General features: G+C 56.6%; 16 protein-coding genes. 14 read left to right on the forward strand and 2 right to left on the reverse strand.

Annotation, left to right across the window (positions count from 1 at the left end):
• Positions 1–32: 32 nt before the first annotated feature.
• The 7 genes from mmsB (at position 33) to I6N98_RS04490 (ending at position 8,081) form a co-directional block, all read left to right on the forward strand.
• Positions 33–917 carry a 3-hydroxyisobutyrate dehydrogenase gene (gene mmsB, locus I6N98_RS04460; RefSeq protein WP_198570598.1) on the forward strand — a complete coding sequence of 295 codons (885 nt, stop codon included), beginning with the start codon at positions 33–35 and terminating at the stop codon, positions 915–917.
• Positions 918–1,069: 152 nt separating this feature from the next.
• Positions 1,070–1,582, forward strand: coding sequence for a shikimate kinase (locus I6N98_RS04465; protein WP_198570599.1), 513 nt, complete (start codon positions 1,070–1,072; stop codon positions 1,580–1,582).
• Between the two features lie 62 nt (positions 1,583–1,644).
• Complete coding sequence (locus tag I6N98_RS04470) at positions 1,645–2,142, forward strand: 6-pyruvoyl trahydropterin synthase family protein (RefSeq protein ID WP_198570600.1); 498 nt, start codon at positions 1,645–1,647, stop codon at positions 2,140–2,142.
• A gap of 38 nt (positions 2,143–2,180) precedes the next feature.
• On the forward strand, positions 2,181–2,885 hold the full coding sequence (locus I6N98_RS04475; protein ID WP_198570601.1) for an SDR family NAD(P)-dependent oxidoreductase: 705 nt from the start codon (positions 2,181–2,183) through the stop codon (positions 2,883–2,885).
• A gap of 460 nt (positions 2,886–3,345) precedes the next feature.
• The gene (locus tag I6N98_RS04480) at positions 3,346–5,268 is read left to right on the forward strand and encodes a PrkA family serine protein kinase (protein WP_198570602.1); all 1,923 of its coding nucleotides are present in this window, start codon (positions 3,346–3,348) and stop codon (positions 5,266–5,268) included.
• A gap of 75 nt (positions 5,269–5,343) precedes the next feature.
• The gene (locus I6N98_RS04485) at positions 5,344–6,567 is read left to right on the forward strand and encodes a YeaH/YhbH family protein (RefSeq protein ID WP_198570603.1); all 1,224 of its coding nucleotides are present in this window, start codon (positions 5,344–5,346) and stop codon (positions 6,565–6,567) included.
• Positions 6,564–8,081: a SpoVR family protein gene (locus I6N98_RS04490; RefSeq protein WP_198570604.1), complete on the forward strand. Its 1,518-nt coding sequence runs from the start codon at positions 6,564–6,566 to the stop codon at positions 8,079–8,081. The genes I6N98_RS04485 and I6N98_RS04490 overlap by 4 nt, the downstream gene beginning before the upstream one ends.
• Positions 8,082–8,150: 69 nt before the next feature.
• Here I6N98_RS04490 and I6N98_RS04495 read toward each other — a convergent pair whose 3' ends face one another.
• Complete coding sequence (locus I6N98_RS04495) at positions 8,151–8,960, reverse strand: enoyl-CoA hydratase-related protein (RefSeq protein WP_198570605.1); 810 nt, start codon at positions 8,958–8,960, stop codon at positions 8,151–8,153.
• 142 nt (positions 8,961–9,102) lie between these two features.
• On the opposite strand from I6N98_RS04495, the gene I6N98_RS04500 reads away from it, so the two are divergent.
• On the forward strand, positions 9,103–9,411 hold the full coding sequence (locus I6N98_RS04500) for a DUF6482 family protein (RefSeq protein ID WP_198570606.1): 309 nt from the start codon (positions 9,103–9,105) through the stop codon (positions 9,409–9,411).
• Here I6N98_RS04500 and folE read toward each other — a convergent pair.
• Positions 9,408–10,079, reverse strand: coding sequence for a GTP cyclohydrolase I FolE (gene folE / locus I6N98_RS04505; protein WP_198570607.1), 672 nt, complete (start codon positions 10,077–10,079; stop codon positions 9,408–9,410). The two genes, I6N98_RS04500 and folE, sit on opposite strands and share 4 nt — an antisense overlap.
• Before the next feature lie 107 nt (positions 10,080–10,186).
• On the opposite strand from folE, the gene I6N98_RS04510 reads away from it, so the two are divergent.
• The 6 genes from I6N98_RS04510 (at position 10,187) to I6N98_RS04535 (ending at position 17,106) form a co-directional block, all read left to right on the forward strand.
• Entirely contained in the window at positions 10,187–10,963 is a 777-nt protein-coding gene (locus I6N98_RS04510; protein ID WP_198570608.1) for a polyphosphate kinase 2 family protein, read from the forward strand.
• Between the two features lie 93 nt (positions 10,964–11,056).
• A complete protein-coding gene (locus I6N98_RS04515; RefSeq protein ID WP_232787459.1) occupies positions 11,057–11,941 on the forward strand; it encodes an alpha/beta fold hydrolase in 885 nt (294 codons plus the stop codon).
• 216 nt (positions 11,942–12,157) lie between these two features.
• Complete coding sequence (locus I6N98_RS04520) at positions 12,158–14,581, forward strand: CaiB/BaiF CoA transferase family protein (protein ID WP_198570609.1); 2,424 nt, start codon at positions 12,158–12,160, stop codon at positions 14,579–14,581.
• Positions 14,582–14,749: 168 nt separating this feature from the next.
• Positions 14,750–15,235: an AP2 domain-containing protein gene (locus I6N98_RS04525; RefSeq protein WP_198570610.1), complete on the forward strand. Its 486-nt coding sequence runs from the start codon at positions 14,750–14,752 to the stop codon at positions 15,233–15,235.
• Between the two features lie 201 nt (positions 15,236–15,436).
• Entirely contained in the window at positions 15,437–15,850 is a 414-nt protein-coding gene (gene fur / locus I6N98_RS04530) for a ferric iron uptake transcriptional regulator (protein WP_198570611.1), read from the forward strand.
• 275 nt (positions 15,851–16,125) lie between these two features.
• Complete coding sequence (locus I6N98_RS04535) at positions 16,126–17,106, forward strand: IS110 family RNA-guided transposase (RefSeq protein WP_198570612.1); 981 nt, start codon at positions 16,126–16,128, stop codon at positions 17,104–17,106.
• Positions 17,107–17,297 lie beyond the last annotated feature (191 nt).

The raw sequence follows: 17,297 nt of genomic DNA on the forward strand, positions 1-17,297 counted from the left end.
CCCTCACACAATACACATTGAAGGTGAACACTATGGCAACTGTGGCGTTTATTGGTCTGGGCAATATGGGTGGCCCGATGGCGGCCAATCTGGTGCGCGCCGGCCACGCGGTAACGGTTTTTGATCTGGTGGATGCCGCCATGGAGGCGGTGGTCAAGGAGGGTGCCAAGCGCGCCGATTCCGCACTGGCCGCTATCGATGGTGCCGATACCGTGATCACCATGCTGCCGGCGGGCAAACACGTCGCCGGTCTCTATCTGGGTGACGAGGGGCTGATTGCCAAAGCGGCGGATAACACCCTGTTTATGGACTGCAGCACCATCGACGCTGAGACCGCCCGCAAAGTGGGTGAGGCGGCGGCCGAGCGCGGCCTGGAAATGCTGGACGCGCCGGTATCCGGCGGCGTGAAGGCGGCGCAGGCCGGCACCCTGGCCTTTATGTGTGGTGGCAGTGCGGCGGCTTTTGAACGCGGTAAAAAAGTGTTGGAAGGCATGGGCAAAAATATCTTCCACGCCGGCGACCACGGTGCGGGGCAGATCGCCAAAATCTGTAACAACATGCTGCTGGCAGTGCATATGATCGGCACGGCTGAAGCCTTGCAGCTGGGTGCCAACAACGGCCTCGACCCCAAGGTGCTGTCGGAGATCATGCTCAACAGCTCCGGTAAAAACTGGTCGCTGGAGAACTACAATCCCTACCCTGGCGTGATGCCCGGCACCCCGGCCAGCAACGACTACCAGCCAGGCTTTATGGTGCAATTGATGCTCAAAGATTTGGGCTTGGCGATGGAAAACAGTCTGGCCACCCAAAGCTCGGTACCCATGGGTGCCTTGGCCCGCAGCCTGTATGCGTCCTTTGCCGGCAAGGGCAACGGTCCCCGGGATTTCTCATCTATTCTGGAACTGTTCCAGGATTGATTGACTTGCTCTCTTACCGGGAGTTGTCGTCAGAAGGGGCCGGTGGCCCCTTCTTTCGTTTGGGTGGAAGTTGAATCAGTGACTGGCTTTCTTTGTGCCGAGCGCTGTGGCAATTTGATGCTTTGATGCCCAGTCTGTGATCCGTTTGCACCATGAGCCCCTATAAAACCGCTGTTATCCTCATTGGCATGCCTGGCGTGGGCAAGTCTACGCTGGGGCGTCTGTTGTCGCAGCGGCTCATTATGCCTTTTGTGGATACCGATCGGCTGATCGAGGACGCGGCGGGTTGCTCCCTCCAAACCATCGTCGATCAGGCTGGCTTTGATGCTCTGGTCCGTTGGGAGGAGAGCGCCATTTTGACGCAGGATTTTACGGCTCAGGTGGTGGCCACTGGGGGCAGCGTTGTTTACAGTGATCGAGCGATGGAGCACCTCGGAGGCTTTGGCCCCAGGCTTTGGCTGCGGCTGGGACTCGACGCGTTGAGTCAGCGCTTGGATAATTTTGCTCAGCGCGGGATTGCCCGGCGGCAACAGGACGCAGATATTCAGGGGCTATTTGACGAGCGTTGCCCCCTGTACCAACAGTACGCTGACAGGGTGGTGGACCTCGATGGCTTAGATGAGGCGGCGGCTCTGGAGCGGATTCTCGCAGTACTACAACAATAGCAGGCAGCGCGTTGCACCAATATGGTGCGGCGGGGCGCGCCGAAGGCACTGGACAGGCTCATATGCCCTTTAAGAAGCACACACGGATCGAAATCAGTAAGGAAGACGTCAAGTTTTCCGCCGCCCACTTCACCATCTTTTCTGCTACTGAACGTGAACGTCTTCACGGCCACAATTTCAAAGTCAGCCTGTTGCTGACGGCGGATGTGGGCGACAACGGTATGTGCTTCAGCTATGTGGAGATCAAAAAGCGGCTGCGCGCTCTGTGCGAGACGCTGGACGAATACACGATCTTGCCCAATGCCTCGCCCTACATGACGTTGGAAGAGGTTGACGGCGAGGTGCTGGCTCATTTCAACGGCGAGACTTTGCGCTTTCTACGCGGCGATACCCTGATCCTCCCGCTGCGCAATACCACCGTTGAGGAGTTTGCCCGCTACCTGTTAGAAAAGCTGGTGGAAGATGCGCCCTTTGTGGAGGGTAACGAAATCAGCGAGCTGACCATGCAGGTCTCTTCAGGCCCCGGTCAGTCGGGCTCGGCGACCTGGGTAAGAGCCTAGCTGTTTGGTTCGGCAAAACATGCGGAGCAATGGAATCGATGAGTAAAGTCCTAATCATTACGGGCGGCAGCAAGGGCATTGGTCGCGCCACCGCCCAGCGTTTTAGTGAGGCGTACTATCGGGTGGTGAATCTGTCGCGCAAGCCAATAGACCTGGCGGGCGCACAGCAAATACCGGTGGATATGCTGGAGCAGGATTGGCTTGCCGGCTGCCAGAGCGCTTTGTTGGATGCCGTGGCTGACGCCGAACAGGTGGTGCTTGTCCACAACGCCGCGCGCCAGGATGGCGATACTGTGGCCGATCTGGAAGGCGACGCCTTTCGCGACGTCTTGCAGATTAATCTGGTGGCGCCCCAGGAGCTAAACCGATTGCTGATTCCCCACCTGCCGGAGGGCTCGGCTATTCTCTACGTGGGCTCGACCTTGGCCGAGAAAGCCGTCAGTGGTTGCGCCTCTTACATTGCCAGCAAGCACGGCCTGGTGGGGTTGATGCGCTCCACCGTGCAGGACCTCGCCGGCCGGGGCATCCACAGCGCCTGCGTGTGCCCGGGGTTTACCGACACTGAGATGCTAAGGGGCCATATCAATAATGATCCAGAGGTCATCGCAGCCATCACCGCCAACGTGTCCCATCAGCGACTGATCGATCCGGACGAAATTGCCCGCTGCCTGCAATTCTGCGCCGAAAATCCGGTCATTTCCGGCTCGGTGATTCACGCCAATTTGGGCCAGATAGAGCGCTAATCCACATTATCCATTGTGCTGATAAGTATTTTCCTCCCGCGCCTTGTCAAAGTCTTCGGGCGCCCAGCGCAGATCTGTTGTTGCGGTAAGTAAAATCCAATATAGGAAGTTTGCGCCGCGATTCGCAGTATGGTTGTTAACGCACTATGGCGCGTGTCTTGCAGAACAGTCTGCGAGGCGTCAAGAATCCGCCACTGAGTGACTCTGCTGGCGCTTTTGATTTTGGCTTTGAATTTTGTACTTTAACGAAGTGAATAAGGAGCTCTACCGGCAGGGATGTGACGACCGATCGTTGGGTGGTAGTTCAAATTTATTACAGAATTGCTAACAATCTAACTGGATGGTCGGGGCGTATCGGAGTAGAGTGAAATGGCAGGCACTTAAACGCTGCATGTGAAGCATCACCGGATGCTGACACCTGCCAGTTCAAAGCGTCGCAGCACAGAAGGAGATTGCAGAAATGGGCTTACTTGAGAATGTCCGTGAGCAATATCTGAAGGCAAAAGATGAAGAGATGTCCTTAATGGACTATCTCGAACTTTGCCGGAATGACCCCCTCGCTTACGCGACTCCCGCCGAACGCATGCTCGCAGCTATCGGCGAACCCGAGTTAATTGATACCCGTACCGACCCACGTTTATCCCGGATTTTTTCCAACCGCTTGATACCTCGCTATCCGGCCTTTGCCGAGTTCTATGGGATGGAAGACGTCATCTCACAGATCGTGGCATTCTTTAAACATGCCGCCCAAGGGCTCGAGGAAAAGAAACAGGTTCTCTATCTGCTGGGCCCGGTGGGGGGCGGTAAATCCTCCATCGCCGAGCGATTGAAAAAACTAATGGAAGAGTACCCGATCTATGCTTTGAAGGACTCGCCCATCAACGAATCGCCGCTGGGATTATTCGACCCCGAGCGGGACGGTCGACAGCTTGAAGAGGAATACGGCATCCCCCGCCGCTACCTGACCGGCATTGCCTCGCCCTGGGCCATCAAGCGCTTGGAAGAATATGAAGGTGACCTGACTCGCTTTAAAGTGGTCCGGGTGCAGCCCTCGGTACTCAAGCAGGTCGCGGTGACCAAGACCGAGCCAGGCGATGAGAACAACCAGGATATATCGACTCTGGTGGGCAAGGTGGACATCCGCAAACTGGAGTCCTACGCCCAGGACGATCCCGATGCCTATTCCTACTCCGGTGGCCTGTGTCTGGCCAACCAGGGGATGTTGGAATTTGTGGAGATGTTCAAGGCGCCCATCAAAATGTTGCACCCCCTGCTGACCGCGACTCAGGAGGGTAACTACAAGGGCACCGAGGGCTTCTCGGCAATTCCTTTTCAGGGTGTGATTCTCGCCCACTCCAACGAGTCGGAGTGGCAGGCCTTCAGGAATAACAAGCACAATGAGGCGTTCCTTGACCGGGTGTATATCGTCAAGGTGCCCTACTGCTTGCAGGTTTCTGAAGAGGTTAAAATTTACGAGAAACTATTGCGCAACAGCTCGCTGGCCGACGCGCCCTGTGCGCCGGGTACACTGGAGATGTTGGCGCAATTCTCGGTATTGTCACGGCTCAAGGAGCCGGAGAATTCCAGCATTTATTCCAAGATGCGGGTCTACGATGGCGAGTCCTTGAAAGATACCGATCCCGCGGCCAAGTCTTACCAGGAGTACCGCGACTACGCCGGCATCGACGAGGGCATGGACGGCATGTCCACGCGCTTTGCCTTTAAAGTATTGTCCGCGGTCTTCAATTACGACAACTCGGAAATTGCCGCCAACCCAGTGCACCTGATGTATGTGCTGGAACAGCGCATTATGCGGGAGCAGTTGCCGGAGGAAGAGCAGCGCCGTTACCTCGAGTTCATCAAGGGCTGGCTGGCGGTGCGCTACGCCGAGTTTGTCGGCAAGGAAATTCAGACTGCCTACCTGGAGTCCTACTCCGAGTACGGTCAGAATATTTTCGACCGCTACGTCACGTTTGCCGACTACTGGATTCAGGACGAGGACTATCGCGATCCCGAAACCGGGGCGATTTTCGACCGCGCCATGCTCAACGGCGAACTGGAGAAAATCGAGAAGCCAGCGGGGATTGCCAACCCCAAAGACTTCCGCAACGAGATCGTCAACTTCGTGCTGCGGGCCCGGGCTCAAAACGAGGGCCGCAATCCCGCCTGGACCAGCTACGAGAAGTTGCGCGAAGTGATCGAGAAGAAAATGTTCTCCAGCACCGAAGAGTTGTTGCCGGTCATTTCCTTCAACGCCAAAGCCTCGGCGGAAGATCGCCAAAAACACGAAAACTTTGTTACTCGCATGGTGGAAAAAGGTTATACCCCCAAACAGGTACGGCTGCTTTCCGAGTGGTACCTGCGAGTTCGCAAAGCGGGGTAGTACCGATGCGGGCCGCTCACCCGGCCCGCCTTTTCGTGAACGCTTTGACATACACAGACTGAAAAGGGGCGAAGCATGTCGATTATTATCGATCGCCGCCTGAATGATCGAAACAAGAACGCTACCAACCGCCAACGATTTATCAGGCGCTACAAACAGCAACTTAAGCGCGCGGTATCCGATATGGTGGCCGAGCGTTCCATCACCGATATGGCCCGTGGGGGCGAAGTGGGGATTCCGGTTAAGGATATCTCCGAGCCCAAGTTTCGCATTGGCCAGGGTGGTGATCGGGAGATGGTTCACCCCGGCAACCACAGCTTTTCGCCGGGTGATTTAATTGCCAAACCTCCCGCTGGCGGCGGGGGTGGCAGTGGCGACGGCGGCGGTGGTGACGGTGGCGACGGCCAGGATAACTTCATGTTTACCCTGTCCAAAGATGAGTTTATGAACCTCTTCTTTGACGACTTGGAGCTGCCGAATCTCGAGCGCAATGTGCTGGGAGACGCCAAGCAGTTCACCATGCGCCGGGCCGGTTATACCCCCAGTGGCGTGCCCGCCAATCTGTCAGTGCGCCGCTCCCTGGAAAACGCCATGGCGCGGAAGATTGCCCTGGTGGCACCACTGAAGCGAGAACTTAAAGAGCTGGAAGAAAGTGGCGCTCCCCAGGAAGACATCGATGCGCTGAAAGCACGTATCGAGCGTATTCCTTTTCTCGATGAATACGACCTGCGTTTCCGCCATAAGGTAAAAGAACCCAAACCCATCAGCCGGGCAGTGATGTTCTGCTTGATGGATGTGTCGGCGTCCATGTCGGAGCAGAAAAAAGATCTGGCTAAGCGTTTCTTTACCTTGCTGTACTTGTTTTTAAGTCGCAAATACGAGCACGTTGACCTGATCTTTATTCGCCACACCTCAAACGCCGAGGAAGTCGACGAAGAAGCCTTTTTTCACGATCCCCAAACTGGCGGTACTGTGGTGATGTCGGCGCTGAATTTGATGCTGGAAATTATCAGCGACCGCTACTCCCCCGATGAGTGGAATATCTACGGCGCCCAAGTGTCCGACGGGGATGCCTTTGGCAGCGATCCCCAGCGCAGTGCGGCGCGATTGAGCAAGGATATTCTGCCGCTGTGCCGCTACTTCTCTTACGTGGAAGTGCCGGACAGCCCCAGCACGATTACCCCGCTGGGTGCCGCTTACAGTCAGATTAACGACATCAATTTTGCTATGCGCACGGTGATGCATCGCTCCGATGTGTACCCGGTGCTGCGCGATCTTTTCCACCGGGAGGTGGCATGACAGAAACCCGAGACCGGGTCTTGTCCCGGGGTGGCGATTGGGATTTTGATCTGCTTCGCACCTACGACAAGGAAATTGGCGCCATTGCCAAAGAGTATGGTCTGGATACGTATCCCAACCAGATCGAAGTGATTGCGTCGGAGCAGATGCTGGATGCCTACGCGTCGGTGGGCCTGCCTATCAGCTACACCCACTGGAGTTATGGCAAGGAGTTTATCCGCAACGAGGAGTCCTATCGTCGCGGCATGCGGGGGTTGGCCTACGAGCTGGTGATTAACTCTGATCCCTGTATCGCCTACCTGATGGAAGACAACAGCATGCCCATGCAGGCCCTGGTTATTGCCCATGCCTGTTACGGACATAACTCCTTCTTTAAGAACAATTACCTGTTCAAGCAGTGGACCAGTGCGGATGCCATCGTTGATTACATGGTGTTCGCCCGCAAATATATTTTTGAATGCGAGCAGAAGTACGGCGTCGACAAAGTCGAAGAGACTATCGATGCCTGTCACGCATTGATGGACCACGGTGTCGATCGCTACCACCGTCCCTCGCCACTATCGGCAGCGGAAGAGCGCCAGCGCCAATTTGAGCGCGCCGAGCACGCCAGAAAGCAGTACGACGAGATTTGGCGGACACTGCCCCGGGCTAGTGAAAAAGCCAGCGATGGCGCAGCTAAAGAGCAGGTACGTTTTCCCGAGGAGCCCCAGGAAAACCTGCTGTACTTTATCGAAAAGTTTTCACCCAAGCTGGAAACCTGGCAGCGGGAAATCGTGCGTATTGTGCGCAAACTGGCCCAGTATTTTTATCCCCAAATGCTGACCAAGGTCATGAACGAGGGCTGGGCGACCTTCTGGCACTACACCCTGCTTAACACCATGTACGACCGGGGTTTGGTCGACGACGGCTTTATGTTTGAAGTGCTGCAGTCCCATACCAATGTGGTGATGCAGCCGGGCTACGATCATCCTGCCTACAGCGGCATCAATCCCTACGCCCTGGGCTTTGCGATGATGAAGGATATCCGCCGCATCTGCGAAGAGCCGGATGACGAGGACCGGGCCTTTTTCCCCGATCTGGTCGACCGCGACTGGCGGGAAGTGCTGGACTTTGCTATGCGCAATTACAAGGACGAATCCTTTATCGCCCAGTACCTGTCGCCCAAATTGATTCGGGAGTTCCATCTGTTTGCCATCGCCGACCGCCACAAGGAAGACCACTTGAAGGTGGAGGCCATTCATAACGAAGACGGCTACAAGGATGTCCGGCGTATGCTGTCGCGGCAATACAACCGCGATATCCTGGTGCCGGATATTCAGATCTATCGCTATGACCACATGGGTGACCGCTCACTGGTGCTGCGCTACAACCGTTTGCGGGAGCGCCCCCTGACCGATGACGCCAAGGAAGTGCTCAAGCACCTTAGCCGCCTCTGGGGCTTTAAAGTGGTGATGGAGGTGTTTGACGAGCAGGAAGGGGTCGTTGACCGCATCGAAGTGCTGCCGGTGTCTTAAGCCGGCAGTCATTAATCCGCCCCAAAATCGGACCTAGCACAATGACCGTGGCCGGCTTCTAGCCGGCTTTTATTTGCCTGTAAAAACGCCTGGGCGCTTTTCCAGAAACGCGCTGACTGCCTCGTGGTGGTCGTCGCTGTGGTGGCACTGGGCCTGCACGTCGGCGCACAGGTCCAGGAAGTCACCCAGCTCCTGCCGCTGGGCTGTTTTCATCAGGCGTTTGGTTTGTCGCAGCGCGATAGGAGGTTTACTGGCGTAGGAGCGCGCCAGTTTGTCTGCCGCGGCGTCGAGTTCGTCGTCGGCGACTCTCTCTAAAAGCAGCCCCAATTGTTCCGCCTCTGCGGCGTCAAACACACGCCCCGACAACGTGAGTTCCGCCGCCCGTTGATAACCCACCAAGCGCTGCAAAAACCAGGCGCCGCCATCGCCGGGGATAATCCCCAGATTGATAAAGGTCTCACCAAAGCGCGCCGAGTCTGCGGCGATTCGGAAGTCACACATACAGCAAAGATCAAAGCCGGCGCCTACAGCGGGGCCGTTGATGGCGGCAATGGTGACCACTTCGGCATTAAACACCGCCCGGCTCATACGTTGAATGCCGGCGCGGTATTGGCGGCTGATTTCGCTGGTAGAGCCACCAAACATTCCTCCGCGATCGCGCATTTCCTTGATATTGCCACCGGCGCTAAAGGCCTTGCCCTCGGCGGCAATAATCAGGCAGCGGATATCGGTATTGTCGTTACACCACTGCACGGCCTGACAGATGTCTTCCACCAGGTGTGTGCCAGTGAGGGCATTGCGAACATCGTCGCGATTGAGTGACAGACGGGCGACGCCATCCTCGACAGAGAACAACGCATCTTTAAGTTGTAGTGTCATAGCAGGTCCTTTGAAAATTGGCTTGTGCCGAGCCTGTTGCGATGCGCAGCATGGTACCCCGATGGAGCCTCCAGTGCACCAAAGCCTGAAGGGATGCGTATATCTCCACACAGCAAGCTAAACTAGCGGTGGGAAACGCAACATGCCCGGTATTCGCCTAGCCGACTTGGCAAAAGAAGCGGTACGAGAAGTCCATATTCACGCCCACGAAGGGGGACTGTATACCCTGAGTGCGGAGGGCGAGTGGGGGTCGAGGAGTATCTACAGTGATGACGGCAAACCCCTCTGTAGTCGTCAGCTTATAGCGTTGAGAAAATTACTGACCAGCAAGGGGTGTATAGAGCAATACTTGCTTCACAAAAGCCCCTACGACGAGATGATGGGGCTGCCACCCTCCAGCGCGGAAGCCATGAAAATCAGACTGGAGCCGATTGAGGAAGAGTCGCTTTAAGCGACTCCCTGAAGTAAAAACTCGTGGCGGGTTCTGGCGTCAGTTTTAAAGCTGCCGCCCAAGGAGGTTGTCTGGGTGCGGGAATTGGTGTCCATAACACCGCGGCTCTTAACGCAGTAGTGGACAGCGTCAATCGTCACCGCCACGTCATCTGTTTCCAACAAGGTTTGCAGGGCAATAAGCACTTGCTGAGTGAGGCGCTCCTGAACCTGGGGGCGTTGTGCAAAGAAGCGCACTATCCGGTTAATCTTGGACAGTCCAATGACTTTGTCTTTGGGGATGTAGGCCACCGACGCTTCGCCATCAATGGTGACAAAGTGGTGTTCACAAGTGCTGGTCACACTCACACCCCGGACTTTGACCATTTCCTCGACACGCATTTTGTTGTCTATGTTGGTGATCTTGGGAAAGTTGCGGTAATCCAGACCACAAAATATCTCATCAACATACATTTTGGCGATGCGAGATGGCGTGTCGCAGAGGCTATCGTCGGTAAGATCCAAGCCCAAGGTCTCCACAACGCCGGTCATCATGTCAGTGATACGTTGTTTTTTCTGCTCCGCGCTGAGTTCGCCGGTGCTGCTGGCTTCACGCATTGGTGTTTCCAGACCCGCCGCTAGGAGGGCGTCATGTACCGCTCTGGCCTCAGGAGATATCATGGTCGTCATCCGTTTTATTAATCACGGGAACTATTACGGTTGAATCCAGAATCCGGTTTACTTTCCCGGCAAACACTTTGATACAGGTGCGGGCAGTCACAGGGGGCGTGAGGCCAATGGGTCAGAGCAAAGTCGATAGCGACGTGGGGAGCTTGTCGCACCCCAAACTCGGTGAGAGCGACTATCAAGCGATGCTGGGTGGGCTGCAACTGGAGTTGATGCAATTGCAGCTGGGCACCTACCGTTGCGGCAAGCGTGTGGTGTTGCTGCTGGAGGGGCCGGATGCAGCGGGCAAAGGCGGATTAATAAGGCGCCTGGTCAGGCATATGGACCCCAGGGGGGTGCGTGTTCACGCTATCGGTCCACCCTCGAGGGTGGAGCGCGGACAACACTATTTACAGCGTTTTTGGTCGCGACTCCCGCAGGCCGGTCGCTGGTGTATCTTTGACCGCTCCTGGTATGGCCGGATGTTGGTGGAGCGGGTGGAGTGTGGGCTGACCGACTGGCAGCGCGCCGCCCGGGAAATCCGCCACCTGGAGCAAGCGCTGATTGATGACGGTGTGATCGTGATCAAGGTCCTGCTCTACATCGACAAAGAAGAGCAGCGTCAACGCCTGCTAAAGCGCCTCAATAACCCCGAGAAGGCCTGGAAGTTGACTACCGCAGATCTGGATAGCCACGTTTTACACGACGAGTACCAACAGGCCTACAACGATATGCTGGCGACAACCCAGCAGCCAGTGCCTTGGCATTGCATTGCCGCTAACCACAAACGCTATGCCAGGATCACCGCCCTGCAGACAATCAGAGATAGTCTGCAGGGTAGAGTTATCCCGCCGGCGACGCCATCGAATGGTTTTGAGCGCCGCGCCCTCAGTATTTTGACGCCCTGACTCCTGCCGCTGCGGGGATCTCGGCGTTGCAGTGAACGCCTGACGTCTCGGTGATGCTATCATCACCGCACGATGGTTAAGGAGAAGCCCACTATGACGTCAACGGGTATGGATTCACTGGGGCCCGCGTCCCACACCTATTACTCGCAACGCTTGCGCCTTCACTATGTGGACTGGGGCAATCACGGTGCGCCGCCACTTATCCTTTTGCACGGTGGCCAGGATCACTGCCGCAATTGGGATTGGGTCGCTCGGGAGCTGCGCCACGACTGGCATGTGATTGCGCCTGACCTAAGGGGGCACGGCGATAGCGCCTGGTCCCGTGACGGTTATTACAGCTTCGATGCCTACCTCTGTGACCTGCACCAATTGATCGATCAAAAAAACTTGGCGCCGGCCACGGTTGTTGCCCATTCCATGGGGGGCAATATTGCCCTGCGTTACACCGCCGTCTACCCCGAGAATGTGCGCAAACTGGTGTTGGTGGAAGGCATGCCGATGAGCCCGACGTTTATTCGCGGCCACTACAATCGCAGCTACAAAGAAAAAATGCTGGACTGGATCCAGTCCCGCCAATCGCTGTCATCTCGCTGTCCGCGCCGCTACGAGTCCATTGAAGAAGCGCTGTCGCGGATGCAGGAAAAAAACCGCCACTTGAGCGATGAGCAGGCTCGCCACCTCACCATTCACGGTATCAGTCAAAACGAGGACGGCACCTACAGCTGGAAGTTTGACAACTACTGCCGCCAAATGAGCCCAATGGACATTGGCGAGGAGGCCCTCCGGGAGCTGATCGAAGAGGTGGAATGCCCTACCTTAATCTTCTGGGGGAATGAGAGTGAGTTTGAGTCACCGGTGAAAAACGGGCGATTTGAGCATTTTAAAGACGCCCAAATTATCCATTACGACAATGCCGGCCACTGGTTGCACCACGACCAAACAGAGCGGTTTTTGGAGGATTTGCGGGCCTTTATTTAACTGCTGGTTGAATTCTACCCGTCGCGGCGATGAGTATATCCCGGGACGCCTGCCTGGGTCCTGTCGCGCCCTGTCTGCGGCGGGATCACTGTACCGCGTTTAAATTTGAGCTATAATTTTTAATTGGTTGATTAATTAAATGGTTGGGGTGCCTGGCAGCGGGCGCCACACGCCGATAGCGATGATAACGAGACACACCAATTGGAGAATAAAACAATGGATCAACATGTTGTGACTGATCTGCCTTTGGCCGGCCTTCGGGTTGTCGATCTGGCCGATGGCAAAGCCGAGATGTGTGGCCGCTTTCTCGCGGATCTCGGCGCTGAGGTGATTCTGGTTGAACCACCCTCGGGAGCCAAGTCACGGCAGTTGCCGCCGTTTTCAGGGGAGCAGAGCCTGTATTTTGCTACCCACAATGCCAACAAGCGCAGCGTGGTGTTGGATTTGACCGCCGCAGCCGACAAACAGCGCTTTCTCGACTTGGTGGCTGCCAGTGACATCGTGATCGATTCCGCCCGCCCCGGCGACATGGCGGCCCTGGGTCTGGCGCCAGAGGTCTTGCGCGAGCGCCGGCCGGATCTAGTGGTGTTGTCGATCAGCGATTTTGGCCAAAGCGGTCCCTACCGGAATTACCAGGGCAGTAATGCGGTGTTTTATGCTCTGGGCGGGGTACTGGCACGCTCCGGTATCGACGGCAACAGACCGCTGCTGCCCCCCGGCGACCTGGCGCTGGAAAGTACCGCTATTCAGGCTGCCTGGGTGGCGCTACTGGCCTACTGGCGCAAACTCAAAACCGGTGCTGGCAACACCATGGACTTTTCGCTACTGGAAGCCACTGCACAAATTCTCGATCCCGGCCTGGGGGTCACCGGCAGCGCCGCCGCCGGTCGTTCGGCCTCGGAAATGGCGCCTTACGGACGCCCGCCAAAAGGCTTTCTTTACCCCATTTTTCCCTGCGCCGATGGCCACGTGCGCATCTGTATTTTGAATCCAAGGCAGTGGCAGGGCATGTGCGGTTGGCTCGGTGACGACCATCCTTTTACCGACCCTGAGTACGGCAATATCAACAAACGCTTTAAGGCGATCAGAGAGATCAACGCGTTGATTGCCGAGCTGTTTGCCGACAAAAGCGGCGACGAGTTGGTGGCGGAAGGACAGCGTCGTGGCATCCCGATCGCCGCGGTGTCGACCCCACAGCAAGTGTTGAGCAACACCCACTTCAATGCCCGGGGCGCCTTTACCGATCTAGACGTGGGCGGCAGCACCGCCAAAGTACCCAGCGGCTATGTCGAGGTGGATAGCCAGCGGATGGGAATCCGTCAGCCCGCCCCGGAGTTGGGGGCCGATACCGACGCCGTGTTTGCTGCGCTGGAGGCGCGTCCGGCCGCTCAGCGCCAGCCCGATGTCGACCCACGCCCCCTGGCTGGTATCCGGGTGCTCGACCTGGGTGTCATCGTCGCCGGTGCCGAGGCCGGTCGCTTGTTTGCCGACCAGGGCGCCGATGTGATCAAAGTGGAAAACACCGCCTTCCCCGATGGCTTGCGTCAGACCAACGGCAAGGTGGCCATCAGTCAGTCCTTCTCCCAGGGCTCCCGCAATAAACGCTCTCTGGGACTTAACCTGCGTGACCCAGAAGGCATCGCCATCTTTAAGCGCCTGGTGGCAAAGGCCGATATTGTGTTGTCCAACTTCAAGCCCGGCACCATGGAATCTCTGGGTATCGGTTACGACACGCTCGCGGAACTCAACCCCGGCATCGTGTTGCTGGAAAGCAGTGCCCTGGGTAACACCGGGCCCTTGGCCAAGAGTATGGGTTACGGCCCACTGGTACGGGCCTCCTCCGGGCTGACTGGGCTGTGGAGCTATCCCGAGCAAGAGGGCAGCCACAGCGACAGCATCACAATCTTCCCGGATCACTTTGCCGCCAGGGTGGCCGACACCGCGATACTGGCGGCGTTGATCCGCCGGGAGCGGACCGGCCGTGGTGGCAAGGTGGTGGTGTCCCAGGCGGAAACCATCCTCACCGCGCTGTCTACGCCCATAATCAGAGAATCTCTTGAGCCCGGCAGCTTGCGGCCCATGGGTAACGAGTTGGAGTTTGACGCTCCCGGTGGCGTCTTTCCCTGTGCCGGGGATGACATGTGGTGTGTCATCGAGGTGCGTGGCAATACCCAGTGGCAGCAATTGTGTCAGGCGATAGGCCGGGAGGATCTCGCCCAGGACGAGAGCTATGCAACGGTGGCCGGCCGCTTGCAACACCGGGAATTGATCGAAGGGGCGGTGACGGCGTGGACGTCAGAACGGAGTCCCGACGAGGTGATGACCACACTTCAGTCTGTCGGTATCGCCGCAGCCAGCATGCTGCGACTCAGCGACTTTGGGACCAACCCCCAGCTCAACGCCCGTGGCTTCTTCAGAGAGTTTGACCAGCCCGGCTTCCCGGTACGATTGCAAACCGAGAACGGTCCGGTTAGCGTTAGCGAGTTCCCCGATCCAGAAATTCGTCCTGCACCGCTGCAGGGCCAGCACACCCGGGAAATTGCCCGGCAGCTTTTGGCGCTTAGTGACAGCGAAATAGAGCAGTTGGTAGAGGCGGGCGTTTTGGAGCCGATGCAGGATAACCCCTATGTAACCGAGTGAAACCGCCTGCAAGGCGAGTTGAATAAAGGCTCGCCTTTTACCATACTGAAGTTAAAATTGTGACAGCGTTCACGGTTTTCGCTATTATCCACAAAACGTACTTATGTGTCGTAGTGACGGCAATCTAACCCAACTGCAAGGATAGCTTTTCGAACGCGAATATCTCAGATGCCAAAAAGTAAAGCGATGTACGGCATTTCGCGCATTGATGACGAATTGCACCGCACCCACGCCTGGCGGGTCAGTTTAAGGCGACAAAACAAGCAAATCGTTAAAAACTTTCCCGATAAGACTTGGGGAGGCAAACGCAAAGCATTGAATGCGGCTAAGGCCTACCGCGACGATATTGTTAGCACTTACCCACCCACAACCCGCAAGCAGTTTTGTACCGCGCGGCGTCGGCACAATAAGTCCGGCATTACCGGCGTTTACCGCTATGCCAAGCGCTACAAGCTCAAAGACGGTTGCGTAAAAGAACTATGGTACTGGGAGGCTCACTGGCCCACCGGTAAAAACAGTTTTGAGAAGGCGACCTTTGCCATCAAACACTACGGCGAGCGCCGGGCCAAGCAATTGGCTGTGGCGGCCCGCAAAGCCGGTGTGGCCAAGTTGGAAGGCGTATTTTGGGCCTCAGAGCGGGGCGTAAAGAGCTAAACCGGAGACAAACCAATCGGGTGATTCCTGCGTATTTGCATACACCCCGTCACCTAGCTGTGGCATCATCCACCTACACGGCCCAACGCCGCGTCCCACGTGCTTTGCAAAGCTTCCCCAGCGGGGCGAAGGAGTGCATCATGGGCGCATCGGGCCAGATTAAAAGCAATGAGATACGCTCTACACAGGAGAACTCAGACAATGTCAGCGGAAAATCAGGAACTTCGCGATGCCGGCCTCAAGGTAACGCTACCCAGGGTTAAGATTCTGCAACTACTGGAAAGCGCCAATGCCGACGGCCAGCACCTCAGCGCGGAGGACGTATACCGGACCCTGATGGAGACCGGCGACAACACCGGCCTGGCTACCGTGTATCGCGTTCTGACTCAATTTGAGGCCGCCGGTCTGGTTATTCGTCATCAGTTCGATACCGGGCACGCCGTATTTGAATTGGCTGGCGGAGAGCATCACGACCATATGGTGTGTGTGGATACCAATGAAATCGTCGAATTCACCGACGAAGTTATCGAAAAACGCCAGCACGAGATTGCCAAGAAATATGGTTACGAGCTGGTCGACCACTCCCTAGTGCTCTACGTTCGTAAGAAAAAGTAAGCCCCTCCCGGGGGCCGCTCGGCTCCCGCCTGCTCCCCTTAATTATCTGATTCCCGGTTCGGCGGACATAAAAGCGATGTCCGTCCTTGTATCTCTCCAAAGTGACGGGTTAGCTTCCCGTTGCTTACTGGCCGGGTTTAGAGGATGTGTCCGCCCTTAGCTCTTGAAGCTGCGACGTAGATTATCCTCCCGGCCCCTCATCTTTGACATTGAATGGTATCCAAGCGCCCGGCGCTAGGGCCGGTGACGCTGCATGGACAAGGGGAGTTGGAAAGATGACAGACGTTGTTGGGATCGATGTGAGCAAGGCCAAGCTGGATTGCCTGTGGCTTCGTGATCACACCACTTTGAAGGTGAAGACCAAAGTGATGGCCAATGACAATAAAGGCCATCAAGCACTGTGCCAATGGTTGCCCAAGACCTTAAAGCTTGAGCCCGCACAGATTCTGGTGGTGATGGAAGCGACTGGGATTTACCATGAGCAGCTCGCCCTCACCTTACACGATGCCGGCTTTCGGGTTGCGGTGGTCAACCCGGCCCACATCAAAGCCTACGCCCACAGCCTGGGCAATACCCACAAAACGGATAAGCAAGATAGTTTAATCATTGCCCGCTTTGGCGCTGAACGCGACCCTGCCCTCTGGCAGCCCGAGCCGCTGGAAATCCGTGAGCTGAAGGCGCTGATTGCCCGCCTGGAAGCACTGGAAGTGGATTACCAGCGAGAATGCAACCGCTTGGAGAAGGCGGAACTCCGCCCTGCATCGCAGACGGTTTTAGACTCTATCCACACCATGCTCAGCGAGCTGGAGAAGGCGAAACGCCGTATCGAAGAGGACATCGACGACCACATTGATCGCCACCCTGGGCTCAAGCATGACAAGGCCTTGTTGGAGAGTATCCCCGGCGTGGGAAAGGTCGTCAGCCGCCTGATGCTGTCGGTGATCCATAGTCGGAATTTCACTGGCGCCAAACAGGTGGCGGCTTATCTTGGCCTGATTCCTACCCAGGTGGAATCGGGGGTGTTTCGAGGACGCAGTGCGCTGAGTAAGCGGGGCCCGGCCTCAGTGAGAGCGAAGCTGTACATGGCGGCCGTATGCGCCAGCCAGTACAACCCGGATGTCTCAGCGATGAAAGAACGACTATTGGCCAACGGTAAAAACCGCATGCAGACCATCGGTGCTGCCATGCGTAAGTTGGTGCATATCTGCTTTGGTGTGATCAAGAATCAAACGGAATACAGGCCACAAACGGTGTAAAAAACACCGCTTGTGGCGGTATGGGAGAGATGGTATCTACGCTGGGCTTTGGGGTAGGGTGGACAGAGCGTTACCTGTCCACCATTTAAGATCACCATAGGCGGTAGGTTGGGTTGGCAAACCCAACAACCATAGCGCGAGGGGCGTACATCGCCGTTTCTGTACGCCATGAAGGTGCCGCCTACACCGAG

Source organism: Spongiibacter nanhainus, from assembly GCF_016132545.1.
GTDB classification, from domain to species: domain Bacteria; phylum Pseudomonadota; class Gammaproteobacteria; order Pseudomonadales; family Spongiibacteraceae; genus Spongiibacter; species Spongiibacter nanhainus.

What these genes read in the sequence shown, in the direction of transcription:
- mmsB (WP_198570598.1), top strand. Translation starts at nt 33, where the DNA reads ATGGCAACTGTGGCGTTTATTGGTCTGGGCAATATGGGTGGCCCGATG.
- I6N98_RS04465 (WP_198570599.1), top strand. Translation starts at nt 1,070, where the DNA reads ATGAGCCCCTATAAAACCGCTGTTATCCTCATTGGCATGCCTGGCGTG.
- I6N98_RS04470 (WP_198570600.1), top strand. Translation starts at nt 1,645, where the DNA reads ATGCCCTTTAAGAAGCACACACGGATCGAAATCAGTAAGGAAGACGTC.
- I6N98_RS04475 (WP_198570601.1), top strand. Translation starts at nt 2,181, where the DNA reads ATGAGTAAAGTCCTAATCATTACGGGCGGCAGCAAGGGCATTGGTCGC.
- I6N98_RS04480 (WP_198570602.1), top strand. Translation starts at nt 3,346, where the DNA reads ATGGGCTTACTTGAGAATGTCCGTGAGCAATATCTGAAGGCAAAAGAT.
- I6N98_RS04485 (WP_198570603.1), top strand. Translation starts at nt 5,344, where the DNA reads ATGTCGATTATTATCGATCGCCGCCTGAATGATCGAAACAAGAACGCT.
- I6N98_RS04490 (WP_198570604.1), top strand. Translation starts at nt 6,564, where the DNA reads ATGACAGAAACCCGAGACCGGGTCTTGTCCCGGGGTGGCGATTGGGAT.
- I6N98_RS04495 (WP_198570605.1), bottom strand. Translation starts at nt 8,960, where the DNA reads ATGACACTACAACTTAAAGATGCGTTGTTCTCTGTCGAGGATGGCGTC.
- I6N98_RS04500 (WP_198570606.1), top strand. Translation starts at nt 9,103, where the DNA reads ATGCCCGGTATTCGCCTAGCCGACTTGGCAAAAGAAGCGGTACGAGAA.
- folE (WP_198570607.1), bottom strand. Translation starts at nt 10,079, where the DNA reads ATGACGACCATGATATCTCCTGAGGCCAGAGCGGTACATGACGCCCTC.
- I6N98_RS04510 (WP_198570608.1), top strand. Translation starts at nt 10,187, where the DNA reads ATGGGTCAGAGCAAAGTCGATAGCGACGTGGGGAGCTTGTCGCACCCC.
- I6N98_RS04515 (WP_232787459.1), top strand. Translation starts at nt 11,057, where the DNA reads ATGACGTCAACGGGTATGGATTCACTGGGGCCCGCGTCCCACACCTAT.
- I6N98_RS04520 (WP_198570609.1), top strand. Translation starts at nt 12,158, where the DNA reads ATGGATCAACATGTTGTGACTGATCTGCCTTTGGCCGGCCTTCGGGTT.
- I6N98_RS04525 (WP_198570610.1), top strand. Translation starts at nt 14,750, where the DNA reads ATGCCAAAAAGTAAAGCGATGTACGGCATTTCGCGCATTGATGACGAA.
- fur (WP_198570611.1), top strand. Translation starts at nt 15,437, where the DNA reads ATGTCAGCGGAAAATCAGGAACTTCGCGATGCCGGCCTCAAGGTAACG.
- I6N98_RS04535 (WP_198570612.1), top strand. Translation starts at nt 16,126, where the DNA reads ATGACAGACGTTGTTGGGATCGATGTGAGCAAGGCCAAGCTGGATTGC.